The sequence below is a fragment of the Sinomonas atrocyanea genome (assembly GCF_001577305.1).
GTDB lineage: Bacteria > Actinomycetota > Actinomycetes > Actinomycetales > Micrococcaceae > Sinomonas > Sinomonas atrocyanea.
In genome coordinates, this window is record NZ_CP014518.1 from 3,053,920 (window position 1) to 3,068,714 (window position 14,795).

A 14,795-nucleotide genomic window follows, 5' to 3' on the forward strand; every position below is an offset into this window, starting at 1 on the left:
GATACTGCGCTTGATAGCCGCTGGAGCCCGAGCGCAAACAATCACAGGAGAAAAGCGCTGTCAGGCCCTGCGCTTGTCGTGGACCCCGGGAATGTCGCTGGTCTCCTTGGGGCCGACGTTGCCCTGCCGCTCCGCCCCGGGGCGGCCCGGCCCTCCGACACCTCGCTGGCGCCCTCGGACGACTCGTCGTCAGTGCCCGCGAGGCCTGCGGACCCGCTGCCCGCGCCGTAGGCCGAGCCGCCCTCGTCGAAGACCGAGCCGGTGTCGCCCTTGATCGGGTCGAGGTTCTCGTCCGCGGTCATCACCCTCAGGCCCTGGGAGCCCACGGCCGGGCCCTGCGAGCCCGGGACACCGTAGTGCCGGTAGAGGCGGTCCTCCTCGCCGGGGTCGAGATGGCCCTCGGGGTCGATCCGCGGAGCGTCCTTGACCTGGTCCTTGGTGCACCGGACCACGAGATCGCTCCCGCGCATGGTCGCCTGCCGCAAGGGGACGAACGACTCCTTCAGGCCGAACAGGCCTGTCTTGACCGTGACCCACGCGGGGTCTTCGGTGTCGTCGTCGACGTAGAGCCCGCTGAGCCGTCCGATCTTCTCGCCGTCCTGCCCGATGACGTCCCCGCTGCCGCGCTTGAGCCCCTCGAGGTCTTCGCGTGTGATCATGGCCGTTCCTCCTGAAGGTCAGTGGACTGTGTGCAGGGGTACTTACCCACTGACCTCCCCAGGGAACGGCTTCAGACCGAGAGGACGACGGCGGCGAGGCCCGGCAGGCGCACGGCGTCGCCGGAGGCGGTGCCCACCACGGCGCACCCGGGATCGGTGGCCACGGCCGCGGCGCCGGCGAAGCCCTCCGGCAGCGGCACGTCCACCGGGCCGGGCCCGAACCCGACGCACACGATCGCGCCGGGCCGGCGCCACGAGATCCAGCGCGGTCCGCCGTCCTCGCCGGGGGCCCCTCCGCCGCCGGCGAGCACCTCGGTCTCGTCGAGCCGGCCGGACCACAGCCCGGGCAGCTCGGCGCGCACCTCGATGAGGCGCCGGTAGAGCGCAAGGAGGCGGGCGCCGTCGTGCGTCTGCGCCTCGGACCAGTCCAGCACGGACCGCTCCCGGGTCGCGGGATCCTGCGGGTCCGGCACCTGGGCGGGGTCCCAGCCCATCCGCTCGAACTCGGAGAGCCGGCCCTTCGCGGTGGCCTCGGCGAGCTCCGGCTCGGGGTGGGAGGTGAAGAACTGCCACGGGGTGGTGGCCCCGTACTCCTGGCCCATGAAGAGCATGGGGGTGAACGGGGTGGTGAGTGCGAGCACGGCCTCGACCGCCTTCGCGTTCCATCCGAGGGCGGCGGTGGGCCTGTCCCCCACGGCGCGGTTGCCCACCTGGTCGTGGTTCTGGGTGCAGACCACGAGCTGGGAGGGATGCACGAGGTCGGGGTCGAGCGGCCTGCCGTGGTGCCGGCCGCGGAAGCTCGAGTAGCTGCCGTCGTGGTAGAAGCCGCCGAGGAGGACCTTGGCGAGGGCGTCCGGGTCGGCGAAGTCCTCGTAGTAGCCGTCCGCCTCGCCGGTGAGGGCCACGTGGAGGGCGTGGTGCACGTCGTCGTCCCACTGGCCGCCGAGCCCGTAGCCACCGGCGCGGCGCGGGTTGACCAGGCGCGGGTCGTTGAGGTCCGACTCGGCCACGAGGACCTTGCGGCGCCCGGTCTCCCGGCCCACTGCCTCGGCGAGGTCCTCGAGCTCCTCGAGGAGGGTCAGCGCGCGGTGGTCCTGGAAGGCGTGCACGGCGTCGAGCCGGAGCCCGTCCACGCGGTAGTCCTCGAGCCACATCCGGGCGTTGCCGAGGATGAACGCACGGACCTCGTCCGAGCCGGGCCCGTCGAGGTTGACCGCGTCGCCCCACCCGGTGGCGGCGCCGGAGAGCATGTACGGGCCGAACTTGGGCAGGTAGTTCCCGCTGGGGCCCAGGTGGTTGTAGACCACGTCCTGGATCACGCCGATCCCCGCCGCATGCGCGGCGTCGACGAAGCGCTGGTAGGCCTCGGGGCCGCCGTACTGCTCCTGGACGGCGTACCAGAGCACGCCGTCGTAGCCCCAGTTGTAGGGGCCGTTGAACGCGTTGACCGGCAGGGGCTCCACGAACCCGACGCCCAGCTCGGCCAGGTAGGGCAGGCGGGCGGCCGCGGCGTCGAGCGTCCCCTCCGGGGTGAACGTGCCCAGGTGCAGCTCGTAGACCACGGAGCCGGCGAGCTGGCGTCCGGTCCAGCCGTCATCGCCCCACGCGTGCCGGGACGGGTCGAACCCGGCGGAGAGCTCGTGGACGCCCTCGGGCTGGCGGCGCGAGCGCGGGTCCGGGAAGGGCCCCTCGCCGTCGAGGACGTAGCCGTAGCGCTCCCCCGCGGCGAGCGCGGAGGCCACCGTCGAGGCCTCGGCGGACGACGGCGCCCACCACCCGCCGCCTGCATCCTCCAGGGGCAGCCGCTCGCCGCCCAGGACCAGCTCGACCCGGGACGGGATGGGCGCCCAGACCGAGCCGGGGGCCGACCGCTCTGCTGCGTCGCGGCGGTGCTCAGGCATGGTGGTCCTCCTCCTCGGGGACGAGCAGTGCCACCGGCAGCGTGCCGAGCACCTCGCCCACCAGTACGTCGCCGGGTCCGAAGGACCGGCCGGTGAACGCGTCCCGGGCCGCCCGGGCGAGCCGGACCGTGGTGGTGCCCCAGCCGCCGTCGCGCTCGAGGCCGGCCGGGAGACGGGTCGCGAGCGCCGTCACGCCCCGCTCTCCGCGCCGGAAGCCCACGAGGTGCTCCGCGGCGGGGCCCTCCGCCTCGACCGGGGCGTAGCCGGCGAAGAGCTCGGGCCGGTCGCGGCGCAGCCGCAGGGTGCGCGAGACGACGAGGAGCTTGGCCTCCTCGGCGAGCGGGCCGAGCACGGGCATGCCGGCGTCGAGCGCGGCGAGGGCCTCGGCGCGGGCGGCGAAGTCCACGGTGCGCCGGTTGTCCGGGTCGCACAGGGACCGGTCCCAGAACTCGGTGCCCTGGTAGACGTCCGGGACGCCGGGCATGGCGAGTTGGATCAGCTTGGCGGAGAGGGCGTTGGAGGCCCCGAACGGGGCGACGCGCTCGGCGTAGGCGGAGATGGCCGTGTGCGCCCCGCTGGCCGGGTCCACGGCGGCGTGCACGAGGCGGCGGACGGCGTCCTCGAAGGCCTCGTCCGGGTCGGTCCAGAGGGTGTGCACCCCGGCCTCGCGGGCGGCCTTCTCGGCGTACTGGACGAGGCGGTCCTCCTCGGCCGGCCAGGCGCCCAGGATGGCCTGCCACAGCAGGTTCGCGAGCGGCCCGTCCTCGAGCGGCGCGGCCTTGAGCAGCCGCGGGAGCACCTGCGCCCACTCGTCGGCGAGCTCGGCGAGCACGGTGATGCGGGCGCGGGTGTCCTCGCTGCGCTTGGTGTCGTGCGTGGTGAGCGTGGTCATGGAGTGCCCGAGGTGGCGCTCCCGCTCGGCGAGCTCGGCGTGGAATGCGGCGGGGGCCAGGGCGAAGGCCGTGGGGTCCCCGCCGACCTCGGTGAGGGTGCCGAGCCGGCTGTAGCGGTAGAAGGCGGTGTCCTCGACGGCCTTGGCCATGATCATGCCGGTGGTCTGCTGGAACCGGCGGCACAGCTCCTCGGACGGGTCCGCGAGCCGGGGCTCGAGGGCCCCGATCGTCGCGGCGAGTTCGGGGCGCTGCGCGGCGGCGGCGCGGCACGCCTCGGCGAGGACGGCGGCGTCGTGCTCCCCGCCCCCCTGCTGAGGGGTCACGTCCCCGTCCTGAGCGGTCATGTCCCTGAAGTAGGTGCGGTAGACCGGGAAGTGCGCGGCGATCTCGGCGAGGGCGTCGGCGAGGACGTCGAGGGGCTCCGACTCGGCTTCGCTCCCCCCGACGCCGCCTCCGGCCGCCGGCGCGGCCGCGAGTCGGGCCAGGCGGAGGATCTCGGCGTGCAGGAGTCCATCCGCCATCCAGCGCTTGGTCCCGTGGATCATCTCCGCATAGTCCGCGGCCTCCCCCCGCAGGCCGGTGTCGAGGGCCGTGAGCGGCTCCTCCCCCGCCGGGTCCACGAGGACGCGGTCCACGAGCCCGAGGGCGTCGTAGCCGGTGGTGCCCTCGCACGGGAAGTCCGCGGGCAGCGCCTCGCCCGGCTCGAGGATCTTCTCCACGAGCGTGTAGGCCCCGCCCGAGAGCTCGCGGAGCCGCTCGAGGTACTCGGCCGGGTCGCGGAGCCCGTCCGGGTGGTCGATCCGGAGCCCGTCCACGAGCCCGGCCTCCAGCCAGCGGCGCACCTCGGCGTGGCTCTCCTCGAACACCCACGGCACCTCGACGCGCACGCCGGCGAGGGTGTTCACGGCGAAGAAGCGGCGGTAGTTCAGGCGGTCGTCCGCCTCGCGCCACGGGACGAGCCGGTAGTGCTGGCGCTCGTGCACGGCCTCCGCCGAATCGCCGTCGGCGTAGGTGCCCGGAGCGAGCGGGTAGGAATGCTCGTAGTACCAGAGCCGCTCGCCCTCGACCTTGAGCAGGCCGAGGTCCTCGGCCGAGCCGAGGACGGGCAGGAGCACCTTCCCGTCCCCGGCGTCCCAGTCCACATCGAAGGCCTCGGCGTAGCGGGAGCCGCGGCCCTCGCGGAGCAGGTCCCACCACCAGGGGGTCTCCTCGGGGACCTCGACGCCGAGGTGGTTCGGCACGATGTCCACGAGGATCCCCATCCCCGCCCCGTGCGCTGCGGCCGCGACCCGCTCGAGCGCCTCGCGCCCGCCCCGCTCCCGGTCCACCCGGGAGGGGTCCGAGACGTCGTAGCCGTGCTCGGAGGCGCCCACCGACTCCAGCAGCGGGGAGAGGTAGAGCCAGTTCACGCCGAGGGAGGCCAGGTACGGCACGAGCCGCGCGGCGTCGTCCAGCGTGAACTCGGGGCGGATCTGGAGGCGGTAGGTCGAGGCGGGGATCTTCACGGGACTCCTTCGCGTGGCCGGGGCTACTGGCCGGCGGTGCTGATGGACGGCTGGTTCGTGGTGGCGGAGCCGGCCTGGGCGGCCAGGGACGCCGCCACGGAGTGGTCCACTTCCTCCTCGTGGTTCTCGTGGGCCCGCAGGACGGCGAGGCTCTTGGCGGGCACGGTGAGGATCTCCTCCGCCTTGATCTCCTGCTCCCCCGCGGACTGGCCCGAGGTGTCCAGCATCACGTCCCACCCGGGCGCGTACTCCTGCCCGGGGAGGCAGAAGTCCACGTCGGAGTCGTCGGCGTTGAAGTACAGCAGGAAGTGCGCGTCCGCGATGGACTGGCCGTACATGTCCTGTCCGTGGATGCCGTGCCCGTTGAGGAACACGCCCACACTGCGGCCCAGGGCCTCGTCCCAGTCCTCGGGGACCATGGGCAGGCCCTCGGTCCCGAGCCACTCGATGTCCGGCAGCGGCTGCCCCTCGCCGCGGCGCACCGGCCGGCCGTCGAAGAAGCGGCTGCGGCGGAACGTCGGGTGCTCGGCGCGCAGCCGGGTCACGGCGGCCGTGAACTCCACGAGCGGGTTGTCCGCGTTGGCCCAGTCGATCCAGGAGAGCTCGTTGTCCTGGCAGTAGACGTTGTTGTTGCCCTGCTGGGTGCGGCCCAGCTCGTCGCCGTGGGCGATCATGGGCACGCCTTGGGAGAGCAGGAGCGTGGCGATGAAGTTGCGCTGCTGGCGGGCACGCATCTCGAGCACGGCCGGGTCGTCCGTGGGGCCCTCGGCCCCGCAGTTCCAGGAGCGGTTGTGGCTCTCGCCGTCGTTGTTGTCCTCGCCGTTGGCCTCGTTGTGCTTCTCGTTGTAGGAGACGAGGTCGCGCAGGGTGAAGCCATCGTGCGCCGTGACGAAGTTGACCGAGGCCACGGGCCGCCGGCCGCTGTTCTCGTACAGGTCCGCGGAGCCGGTGAGACGGGAGGCGAACTCGCCCAGAGTGGAGGGTTCTCCACGCCAGAAGTCGCGGACGGTGTCGCGGTACTTGCCGTTCCACTCCGTCCACTGCGGCGGGAAGTTGCCCACCTGGTAGCCGCCGGGGCCCACATCCCAGGGCTCGGCGATGAGCTTGACCTGGGAGACCACCGGGTCCTGCTGAATGAGCTCGAAGAAGGTGGAGAGCTTGTCCACGTCGTAGAACTCGCGGGCCAGGGTCGCGGCGAGGTCGAACCGGAAGCCGTCTACGTGCATCTCGGTGACCCAGTACCGCAGCGAGTCCATGATGAGCTGCAGCGAGTGGGGGTGGCGGACGTTGAGGGAGTTGCCCGTGCCCGTGTAGTCCATGTAGTACTGCAGGTCGTCCTCGACCAGGCGGTAGTACGCGCCGTTGTCGATGCCGCGGAAGGACAGGGTGGGGCCCAGGTGGTTGCCCTCGGCGGTGTGGTTGTAGACCACGTCGAGGATCACCTCGATGCCGGCGCGGTGCAGGGTGCGCACCATGGCCTTGAACTCCTGCACCTGCTGGCCGGTGTCCCCGCTCGAGGCGTACCCGGCGTGCGGGGCGAAGAAGCCGATGGTGTTGTAGCCCCAGTAGTTGTGCAGGCCCTTGTCCTGCAGCGTGGAATCGTCCACGAACTGGTGCACGGGCATGAGCTCGATGGCGGTCACCCCGAGCTTGGTGAGGTGATTGACGACGGCGGGGTGGGCCACGCCGGCGTAGGTTCCCCGCAGCTCCTCGGGAACCTCGGGATGCTGCTCGGTGAGCCCCTTCACGTGCGCCTCGTAGACCACGGTGCGGTGGTACGGCACGCGCAGCTGGGAGTCGCCCTGCCAGTCGAAGAAGGGGCTCGTGACCACGCCGAGCATCATGTGCGGCGCGGAGTCCTCATCGTTGCGGCTGTTCGGGTCGCCGAAGTTGTAGGAGAACAGCGGCTGGGCCCAGTCCGGCTGGCCCATGACGGCCTTGGCGTACGGGTCAAGGAGCAGCTTGTTGGGGTTGCAGCGCTGCCCGGTGCCGGGGTCGTAGCCGCCGTGGACGCGGTAGCCGTACAGCTGGCCGGGCTGGACGTGCGGCAGGTAGCAGTGCCACACGAACCCGTCCACCTCGGTCAGCTCGAAGCGCTGCTCGTTGCGCTCCTCGTCGAAGAGGCACAGCTCGACCTTCTCGGCAGCCTCGCTGAAGATCGCGAAGTTCGTGCCGGTGCCGTCGAACGTGGCGCCGAGGGGGTAGGCCGTACCCGGCCAGATGTCCTTCTCCATGGTGCAAGCTCCTTGCTGTGCGGCCCTCTTGGGGCCGGGTGGGGGCATCCCCCGCGAGTCTAGGCGACCTTTATCCGGGGGCGGCGCGTGTGACACATCTTCAGGCGATGGCCTCGCGGAAGGCCTCCTCGGCGGCCCGGCGCCGCACGCGGTCCAGGACCCGGCGCAGGAGCCGGGAGACCTGCATCTGGCTGACCCCGATCACCGTGGCGATCTCGCTCTGGCTCATCTCGTCCACGAAGCGCAGCACGAGGAGGCGCTGCTCCTGGGCCGTGAGGCCCGCGAGCAGGCTCCGGAGCACCTCGCGCGTCTCGACCTGCTCGTAGCCCTCCTCGACCGTGGAGAGCACTGACCAGGCGTGGGCGGGCTGGCCGTCGTCCGGGTCCACCGGCTGGATGGGCACCGCGGAGAGGGCAGCATTGGCGGACTGGGCCTCGGCGACCCGCTCGGCGCTGGTGCCCGTCTCGCGGGCCAGTTCGGCGTCGGTGGGCTCGTGGCCGAGCTCCTGGGAGAGCCGGCGGCGGGCGGCGTTGACCTCGAGCCGCAGCTCCTGCACCTGGCGCGGGGGCCGTACCGCCCAGGAGGTGTCGCGGATGTGGTGCTTGATCACGCCGGTGATGGTGGGCACGGCGTAGGCGGCGAACCCGCTGCCGTGGCTCTCCTCGTAGCGGTTGGCAGCCATGACGAGCCCCATCCGGGCCACCTGCCGGAGGTCCTCGGGGTCGTGGCCCGGGTAGCGGTGGCGGGCGGCGACGGCGTCGGCGACCGCGAGGTGCTCGAGCGCGAGGTGGGCCGGGTTCACGAGGCCACCAGCCCGGCGTCGTGCGATCCGGGGAACGGCAGCGGAATGAGGCCGGCGTCGAGGCGGAAGCCGCAGCGGCAGCGCCAGTCCAGCGGTGCGCCCTCCCCCGAGGGGTCGGAGGTGCCGGCGGACGCGGCGAGCCGCATGGGCTCCTGGCAGTGGGTGGGTGCGCCGGACGGGGTGGCCGCCGGCTCGGCGGGAGCGAGGGGATCGAGCAGCATGCGCCTCTCCTTAAAGCTAGACCTTCGTGTTAGTAGCTAGCCTAGCTAGTTATATATGAGCAGAAGGGTGAAGTCGAGTCGCAGGGGGAAAGAGTTAATGACGCTATGATGGATTGCTAGATGATCTAGCTATCTCGGGAGGGTGGAGATGCAGACGCGCCATGCAGCGGGCTATTGGTACCAGCAGGACACCGCGCAGAAGACGCGCGCGGTCCGCGTGCTCAACGCGCTGCGCGACTACAAGGCCGCCGAGTCGGCGATGCGCCGGCGCACCCGGGACTCGATGTCCATGGGCGAGACCGACCTCCTGGCGCTCCGCTACCTCCTCGAGGCGGACTCCCGCGGGCAGCAGCTCAGCCCCAAGGATCTTGCCGTGCGCCTGGGCATCACCTCCGCGTCGATGACGAGCCTCATCGACCGGCTGGTCCGCAGCGGCCACGTCCGCCGCGAGCCCCATCCCACGGACCGCCGGGCCCTCGTGCTCCGCCCCACCCCCGGCTCGGACGAGGAGGTCCGCAAGACCCTCGGGGCCATGCACGAGCGGATGATCGCCGCCGCCGGCGCCCTCAGCGAGGACGAGGCGGAGACGGTGATCGGCTTCCTCGAGGGCATCCGCGCGGCGGTGGACCAGATCGAGCCCGCCAAGCACGCCTGACGCGGCGCGGGCGGGGCGGGCCGGCCGCATAATTATGACGAGTGATTGCTTCTCCGAAGGGACTCGAACAGAATCAGAAAGCGGCCTCGCGTTCGACTGATCCAGGCCGCGGGGGTCGAGCAGCGTGCCCGGACCGATGTATCCCGTGTCGAGGAGGACGCGTCCATGCCGCACCGGTGGCCTCGGAAGGCCCAAGAGCTGCTCAGTGACTTCGTCGAGCGGGCCCAGGAGCTGCTGCGCGTCCAGGGCCATATGAACAACCTCATGGGCGCGATCGTGTCGATGACCGAGGACCTCAGCCTGCCGTCCGTGCTCGAGAGCGTGGCGGAGTCCGCGGCGGACATCGTGGGAGCACGCTCGGCGGCCATCGGCGTGATCGACGACAGGGGCGTGCTCAGCGACTTCATCACGGTGGGCCCGGACGAGGACGCCGCCCGCCTGATCGGGCACGGTGCCCTCAACGAGCCCGTGGGGGACGCCCAGCCCGACCGGCTCAGGGACCTGGGGCAGCACCCGCTCGCCGACGGCACGCCCGAGGACGAGCCGCCACTGCACTTCCTCGGCGTCCCGATCCGGGTCCGGGACACTGCCTTCGGGAACCTCTACCTCATTGAGAAGGCGGACGGGGAGGCCTTCACGGCCGAGGACGAGGAGCTGGCCTCCACCCTGGCCGCCGCCGCCGGCGTGGCGATCCAGAACGCCCGCCTCTACGAGGAGAGCCGCCGGAGCCAGCACTGGCTCGAGGCCGGCATCGAGACCTCCGAATCCCTCATCATGGAGAATTCCCCCACCTCCACGGACGACCTCGCCCTCGTCGCCGAGCACGCCCTGGCGGCCTCCGACTGCCTCCTCGCCGTCATCGCCCACTCCGAGGACGGGGCGCTCAGGGTCAGGGCCGCCGTCGGCGCCGTGGCACTGACCTCCGGCGAGGGCCTCCGCCTCTCCGAGACCCTGCGTAACGCGGCCGAGGAGTCCCGTCCAGCCGTGCTGCGCGACCCCGAGGAGGTCTTCGGCCCGGGGGCCGCGGAAAAGCTCGGGCAGGTTCTGGCGATCCCGCTGGGCCACCGCCCCGCCGAGGACAACATGCTGCTGCTGCTGGCTCACCAGGCCGGCGGGAGGGCCTTCTCCCAGGCCGACCATGACTACGGGGCCGCCTTCGGCTCCCACGTGGGGCTGGCCCTCGAGCTCAACGTCGCCCACCGGCAGCGCGAAGAGGCCCTGCTCTCCGTAGACCGCGACCGGATCGCACAGGACCTGCACGATCTGGTCATCCAGCGTCTCTTCGCGGCCGGCCTGAGCGTGCAGAGCCTTCGCCACTTCACCACCGGGGCCGCCGCCGAGGCCCGCATCGACAGGCTGACCGAGGAGCTCGACGACAGCATCCGCGAGCTCCGCTCCACCATCTACTCGCTCCAGGCCCAGCACAGCGGCCGGGACGACCTGGGCCAGGCGCTGTTCAAGGCCGTCCACGAACCCCTGCGGGACAGCTCAATCACCCCGACGGTCAATGTCGAAGGGCGCATGAGCAGCCTCCCCTCCCCCATTGCCCGCCAGATCCTCGCGGTGGTGACCGAAGCGGTGAGCAACGCCGCGAAGCACTCCGGCGCAGACCACGTGACCGTGGCCATCACGGTGGCCGAGGCCGGGGTGAGAGTGGTCGTCGAGGACGACGGGCAGGGATTCACCAGCCCGGACCGGACCAGCGGGCTGGCCAACATCCGGCGCAGGGCAGCTTCCCTGGGCGGGACCAGCAGCATCGAGAGCAGCCCGGGCCACGGGACGAAGGTCATCTGGTCCACCATCCCCGAGTAGCTCCCCCACCGTCCCTCACACCGGCCGTAAAGGCCCCGCAAAGAACAGGGCAGTACGCGTCAGGAAAGGGTCAAGGACCCCTCCAGGGCCCCGGGCCCGGCGGTTCACTGGTGCCGCAGGGCCGCAGGGTGCGGCCTGCGGAAGGGGCATTGTCATGGCCGATCTGGCCGTCGTGGCGATCTTTCTGGTGCTCGCGGGCCTCATGGCCTGGTCCGTGTCCGCGCTCGCGAAGCTGGTGGACAGGACGTGAGCGGCGAGGTCGTCTCGTGGACGCTGCTGGGCCTGCTGGCCCTGGGCCTGTGCGTCTACCTCCTGGACCAGCTGTTCCGTCCGGGCGGGAGGTAGGCCGTGCAGTTCAGCATCCTGACCTTCCTCACCCTGGTGGCGGTCCTGGCCGTCGCGCTCGCGGCGGTGCACCGGCCGCTGGGCGCCTACCTCGCCGCGGTCGCGGACAGCCCGCGCCACCTCCGGCTCGAGCGGTGGATCTACCGGGCCTCCGGGGTCGCCCCGGAGGGCGAGCAGACCTGGAAAGCCTACGCGCGCAGCGTCGTGGCCTTCTCGGCGGCCGGCGTGGCCCTGCTCTACGCCGCCCAGCGCCTCCAGCCGCTGCTCTCCGGCGCCCAGCTGGCCGGCGTGGACCCGTGGGTCGCGATGAACACCGCGGTTTCCTTCGTCACGAACACGAACTGGCAGGCCTACGCGCCGGAGTCCACCCTCGGGCCCGTGGTGCAGATGGCGTTCCTCGCCGTGCAGAACTTCGTCTCGGCGGCGGCAGGGATCGCCGTGGCCTTCGCGCTCGTGCGCGGCTTCGTCCGGAAGGGTGCCGATTCGCTCGGGAACTTCTGGGTGGACCTGACCCGGATCACGGTCAGGGTCCTGCTCCCCCTCGCTGTGGCCGCCGCCGTCGTGCTCGTCATCGCCGGCGTGGTCCAGGGCTTCTGGCCCACCGAGGTGCACAACCCGCTCACCGGCGCGGCGCAGACCATCCCGGGCGGCCCGGTCGCAAGCCAGGAGGCCATCAAGGAGCTCGGCACGAACGGGGGCGGCTACTTCAACGCGAACTCGGCCCATCCGTTCGAGAACCCCAACGCCGTCACCAATGTCTTCGAGGTCTTCCTGCTCCTCGCGATCCCGTTCTCGCTCCCGTACACGTTCGGGCGGATGGTCGGGAGCCGGAAGCAGGGCTACACGGTCCTGACGGTGATGGGCTCGCTGTGGCTCCTCGCGACCGGGCTCATGGCCTGGGCCGTCGCCGCCTGGCCGACCTCCGGCGAGGGCCTGGAGCAGCGCTTCGGCCCGGCCGCGAGCGGGATCTTCGCGACCGCGACGACCCTGACCTCGACCGGTGCGGTGGACGCCGCGCACGACTCTCTGCCGCCGCTGGCCGGGGGCATGGCGATGTTCGACATGATGCTCGGCGAGGTCGCCCCGGGCGGGGTGGGCTCGGGCCTGTACGGCATGCTGGTCCTCGCCGTCGTCGCGGTGTTCCTCGGCGGCCTGATGGTGGGCCGCACCCCTGAGTACCTGGGCAAGAAGGTCCAGGCCCGGCACATGACGCTCGCGGCCCTGTACCTGCTGGTGACGCCGGTCCTCGTGCTCGTGCTCACCGGGGCCGCGGTCCTCGTCCCCTCCGTGGTGGCCGCCGCCCCGGCCCAGGGCCCGCACCAGTTCAGCGAGCTGCTGTACGCGTTCACGTCGGGGGCGAACAACAACGGCTCGGCCTTCGCCGGCCTGAATGCCTCGGACCCGCTCATCTCCACGCTCATGGACGTGGCCATGTGGGTGGGACGCGTGCTGCCCATGGTCCTGGTCCTGGCTCTGGCCGGGAGCTTCGCGGCGCAGGAGCCGATCCCGCCCTCGCCCGGAACCCTGGCCACCTACGGGCCGCTCTTCGCCGGCCTGCTCGGCACCGTCACCGTCCTGTTCACGGCCCTGAACTACTTCCCGGCGCTCGCGCTCGGACCCATCGCAGAGGGAACCATCCGATGACCACCACCCAGACCCCGGTCCACACGCCCTCACCGCGCGTCACGGAGCTGTCCGGGCACGCCTACAAGCGCCGCAGGGCGTTCGACCGGCGCCTCATCCTCGCCGCGGTCCCCGAGTCCTTCGCCAAACTGGACCCGCGGGAGATGCGCCACTCGCCGGTCATGTTCACGGTGCTCATCGGCACGGTGGCCTCGGCCGTGGCCTGCGCAGTGCAGATCGTCCAGGCGAGCCCCGACGTCGTGTTCAGCATCGTTGTCACGCTCTGGCTGCTCCTGACCGTCCTGTTCGCGAACTTCTCCGAGGCCCTCGCCGAGGGCCGCGGCAAGGCCCAGGCGGACAGCCTGCGCGCCGGACGCGAGGGGCTCATCGCCCGCCGGCTCCGTGGCCCGGCCGAAGAGGCCGTCCCCGCCCCGGACCTGCGCAAGGGAGACCTCGTGGTCTGCGAGGCAGGGGACGTGATCCCCTCCGACGGGGAGATCACCGAGGGCCTCGCGATGGTCGACGAGTCCGCGATCACGGGCGAGTCCGCCCCGGTGATCCGCGAGTCCGGCGGCGACCGCTCGGCGGTGACGGGCGGGACCAAGGTCATCTCGGACCGCATCGTCGTCCGGATCACCGCGGACCCCGGGCAGACGTTCATCGACCGCATGATCGCCCTCGTCGAGGGCGCCGAGCGGCAGAAGACCCCGAACGAGATCGCCCTCCACGTGCTCCTGGTCGCCCTGACCATCGTGTTCCTCGTCGTCACCGTAGCCCTCGTGCCGTTCGCCAACCTCGCCGGCGCGGTCCCCTCCCCCGTGGTCCTCGTGGCCCTGCTCGTGTGCCTGATCCCCACCACGATCGGCGCGCTCGTGCCCGCCATCGGCATCGCGGGGATGGACCGGCTGGTCCGGCACAATGTGCTCGCCACGAGCGGCCGAGCCGTGGAGACCGCCGGGGACATCACCACGCTCCTGCTGGACAAGACCGGCACCATCACCTTCGGCAACCGCCGCGCCGTGGACTTCCTCCCCGCCCCGGGCGTGCCCGTGGGAGAGTTCATCGAGGCCGCGCGGCTGTCCTCCCTCGCGGACGAGACCCCGGAGGGCCGCTCGATCGTGGACCTCGCCGCCGAGCGCGGCGCAGCCGGCCCGACCCTGGACGAGCTCCACCACCGGCGCGGCGGCCACGTGATAGCTGTCGAGTTCACCGCCATGACCCGCATGAGCGGCCTCGACGACGGCCCCCGCCGCTACCGCAAGGGCGCCGCCTCCGCGGTGGCGGCCTGGGTCCGCGAGCTCGGCGGCGACCTGCCGCCCGGGGTGCGCGACGACGTCGATTCGATCGCGGGCGGCGGCGGCACCCCGCTCGTGGTGGCGACGGACGACGGCGGGCGGCCCCGTGTGCTGGGCACCGTCCACCTCGCCGACGTGGTCAAGCCCGGCATCGCCGACCGCTTCGCCGCCCTGCGCCGGATGGGCATCCGGACGGTCATGATCACCGGCGACAACCGGCTCACCGCCGCCGCGATCGCCCGGGAAGCCGGCGTGGACGACTATCTGGCGGAGGCCACGCCCGAGGACAAGCTCACCCGCATCAGGGCCGAGCAGAAGGCCGGCCAGCTCGTGGCCATGACCGGCGACGGCACCAACGACGCGCCGGCCCTCGCGGCCGCGGACGTGGGCGTCGCGATGAACTCCGGGACCCAGGCGGCCAAGGAGGCCGCCAACATGGTGGACCTCGACTCGGACCCGACCAAGCTCATCGACGTCGTGGCGATCGGCAAGCAGCTGCTCATCACCCGCGGATCGCTGACCACCTTCTCGGTGGCCAATGACGTCGCGAAGTACTTCGCGATCATCCCGGCCCTGTTCGTGGCAGCATTCCCCGGACTGGGCGTGCTGAACATCATGGGCCTGGCCAGCCCGAAGAGCGCCATCCTCGCCGCGGTCGTCTTCAACGCGGTCATCATTGTGCTGCTCGTGCCGCTCGCCCTGCGCGGGGTGCGCTACCGGGCGGTGAGCGCCCAGCAGGCCCTGCGCCGGAACCTGCTCGTCTACGGCGTGGGCGGCATCATCGCCCCCTTCATCGGCATCAAGATCATCGACCTGCTCCTGGCCGTCGTGCCGGGGCTGCACTAGGAGG

At 71.9% G+C, this 14,795-nt stretch carries 11 protein-coding genes; 5 read left to right on the forward strand and 6 right to left on the reverse strand.

Annotated features, from left to right (window positions below):
- Nucleotides 1–41: 41 nt before the first annotated feature.
- From SA2016_RS14060 to SA2016_RS21805, 6 genes are all read right to left on the reverse strand, one after another.
- Complete coding sequence (locus SA2016_RS14060) at nucleotides 42–659, reverse strand: PRC-barrel domain-containing protein (protein ID WP_066499176.1); 618 nt, start codon at nucleotides 657–659, stop codon at nucleotides 42–44.
- Between the two features lie 71 nt (nucleotides 660–730).
- Nucleotides 731–2,560: a malto-oligosyltrehalose trehalohydrolase gene (gene treZ, locus SA2016_RS14065; RefSeq protein WP_066499178.1), complete on the reverse strand. Its 1,830-nt coding sequence runs from the start codon at nucleotides 2,558–2,560 to the stop codon at nucleotides 731–733.
- On the reverse strand, nucleotides 2,553–4,958 hold the full coding sequence (gene treY, locus SA2016_RS14070) for a malto-oligosyltrehalose synthase (protein ID WP_066499181.1): 2,406 nt from the start codon (nucleotides 4,956–4,958) through the stop codon (nucleotides 2,553–2,555). The genes treZ and treY overlap by 8 nt, the downstream gene beginning before the upstream one ends.
- A gap of 23 nt (nucleotides 4,959–4,981) precedes the next feature.
- Entirely contained in the window at nucleotides 4,982–7,192 is a 2,211-nt protein-coding gene (gene glgX / locus SA2016_RS14075; protein ID WP_066499185.1) for a glycogen debranching protein GlgX, read from the reverse strand.
- A 100-nt stretch (nucleotides 7,193–7,292) separates the two neighbouring features.
- A complete protein-coding gene (locus SA2016_RS14080) occupies nucleotides 7,293–7,994 on the reverse strand; it encodes a sigma-70 family RNA polymerase sigma factor (protein WP_066499187.1) in 702 nt (233 codons plus the stop codon).
- Nucleotides 7,991–8,215 carry a hypothetical protein gene (locus tag SA2016_RS21805; protein ID WP_066499188.1) on the reverse strand — a complete coding sequence of 75 codons (225 nt, stop codon included), beginning with the start codon at nucleotides 8,213–8,215 and terminating at the stop codon, nucleotides 7,991–7,993. The genes SA2016_RS14080 and SA2016_RS21805 overlap by 4 nt, the downstream gene beginning before the upstream one ends.
- Nucleotides 8,216–8,363: 148 nt before the next feature.
- On the opposite strand from SA2016_RS21805, the gene SA2016_RS14090 reads away from it, so the two are divergent.
- From SA2016_RS14090 to kdpB, 5 genes are all read left to right on the forward strand, one after another.
- On the forward strand, nucleotides 8,364–8,870 hold the full coding sequence (locus SA2016_RS14090; RefSeq protein WP_066502590.1) for a MarR family winged helix-turn-helix transcriptional regulator: 507 nt from the start codon (nucleotides 8,364–8,366) through the stop codon (nucleotides 8,868–8,870).
- Nucleotides 8,871–9,035: 165 nt separating this feature from the next.
- Nucleotides 9,036–10,682 carry a GAF domain-containing sensor histidine kinase gene (locus SA2016_RS14095; RefSeq protein ID WP_066499190.1) on the forward strand — a complete coding sequence of 549 codons (1,647 nt, stop codon included), beginning with the start codon at nucleotides 9,036–9,038 and terminating at the stop codon, nucleotides 10,680–10,682.
- Nucleotides 10,683–10,928: 246 nt separating this feature from the next.
- Nucleotides 10,929–11,027, forward strand: coding sequence for a potassium-transporting ATPase subunit F (locus SA2016_RS21490; RefSeq protein WP_141305390.1), 99 nt, complete (start codon nucleotides 10,929–10,931; stop codon nucleotides 11,025–11,027).
- 3 nt (nucleotides 11,028–11,030) lie between these two features.
- The gene (gene kdpA, locus SA2016_RS14100; protein ID WP_084249536.1) at nucleotides 11,031–12,671 is read left to right on the forward strand and encodes a potassium-transporting ATPase subunit KdpA; all 1,641 of its coding nucleotides are present in this window, start codon (nucleotides 11,031–11,033) and stop codon (nucleotides 12,669–12,671) included.
- Complete coding sequence (kdpB, locus tag SA2016_RS14105; protein WP_084249537.1) at nucleotides 12,668–14,791, forward strand: potassium-transporting ATPase subunit KdpB; 2,124 nt, start codon at nucleotides 12,668–12,670, stop codon at nucleotides 14,789–14,791. Before kdpA ends, kdpB begins: the two co-directional genes overlap by 4 nt.
- Nucleotides 14,792–14,795 lie beyond the last annotated feature (4 nt).

Coding starts and splice junctions, on each gene's coding strand:
- SA2016_RS14060 (WP_066499176.1), bottom strand. CDS start 659: ATGATCACACGCGAAGACCTCGAGGGGCTCAAGCGCGGCAGCGGGGAC.
- SA2016_RS14095 (WP_066499190.1), top strand. CDS start 9,036: ATGCCGCACCGGTGGCCTCGGAAGGCCCAAGAGCTGCTCAGTGACTTC.
- SA2016_RS21805 (WP_066499188.1), bottom strand. CDS start 8,215: ATGCTGCTCGATCCCCTCGCTCCCGCCGAGCCGGCGGCCACCCCGTCC.
- glgX (WP_066499185.1), bottom strand. CDS start 7,192: ATGGAGAAGGACATCTGGCCGGGTACGGCCTACCCCCTCGGCGCCACG.
- SA2016_RS14090 (WP_066502590.1), top strand. CDS start 8,364: ATGCAGACGCGCCATGCAGCGGGCTATTGGTACCAGCAGGACACCGCG.
- kdpB (WP_084249537.1), top strand. CDS start 12,668: ATGACCACCACCCAGACCCCGGTCCACACGCCCTCACCGCGCGTCACG.
- treZ (WP_066499178.1), bottom strand. CDS start 2,560: ATGCCTGAGCACCGCCGCGACGCAGCAGAGCGGTCGGCCCCCGGCTCG.